Source organism: Streptomyces misionensis (assembly GCF_007896895.1).
GTDB lineage: Bacteria > Actinomycetota > Actinomycetes > Streptomycetales > Streptomycetaceae > Streptomyces > Streptomyces misionensis_A.
Genome location: NZ_VOGW01000154.1, coordinates 26004 through 26755, shown reverse-complemented (window position 1 = coordinate 26755; position 752 = coordinate 26004). Strand labels below are relative to the sequence as shown.

Below are 752 nucleotides of genomic sequence, written 5' to 3'. Positions count from 1 at the left end.
GTCCTGGACCGCGTGAACGGCACCCGTACGGCCACCGACATCGCCCGGGAACTGGGCCGGCAGGCGTTCCACACGCTGGTCGACGTCCGCCGGCTGGCGGCGGCCGGACACCTCGGACCCGCACCGGCGGCGCCCGGGGCGGCACCCGGCCGGGCCCGGGACCTGCCGCCGCCGTTCGCACCCCCGGTCACCGACCCCGACATCGCGCTGCTGAAGAGGCTCAGGGATGCGCTGGAGGCGCTTTGAACGGCCACGCCCCGCCGAGAGGAGAGAGCTGATGGTGTCCGAGGACGACCTGCGCACCGTCCTGGAGGAGCTGCACCGGCTGCGCACCCGGGTGCCACAGCTGACCGGGGCGCTCGCGGCGGGCGTCGACGGCCTCGTCGTCGCCCACGACACGCCCGGCGTGGACCCGGAGGGCCTCGCGGCACTCACCGCGGCCGCGCTCGGGGTCTCCGTACGGGTCGCCGACGCCACCGGCAACGGCGGCCTGCGGGAGCTGCTGGTGCGCGGCGAGCGCGGCTACGTCGCCACCTACGCGGCCGGCCGCAGCGCCGTACTGACCCTGCTCGCCCAGGACCGGGTCAACGTCGGCCGGCTGCACCTGGAGGGCCGCCGCTCGGGCGCCCTCATCGGCGAACTGCTGGACGCCGCCGAGGCCGCCGCCCAGGCCACCCCCGCGCGCCGGTCCGCGCCGCGTTCTCCGCGGGCTGCCGCCACCATGCCCCGCCCCCCGCCCCCCGCCGCCCGTG

Annotated in this window: 1 protein-coding gene and 1 pseudogene; both read left to right on the top strand. The window is 78.2% G+C overall.

What is annotated here, in order from left to right; genetic code table 11:
* Nucleotides 1–246, top strand: a pseudogene (locus tag FRZ03_RS25660) (transcriptional regulator); the annotation flags it as partial.
* A gap of 31 nt (nucleotides 247–277) precedes the next feature.
* The coding region (locus FRZ03_RS25655) for a roadblock/LC7 domain-containing protein (protein WP_146467506.1) at nucleotides 278–752 on the top strand (475 nt) is incomplete at its 3' end.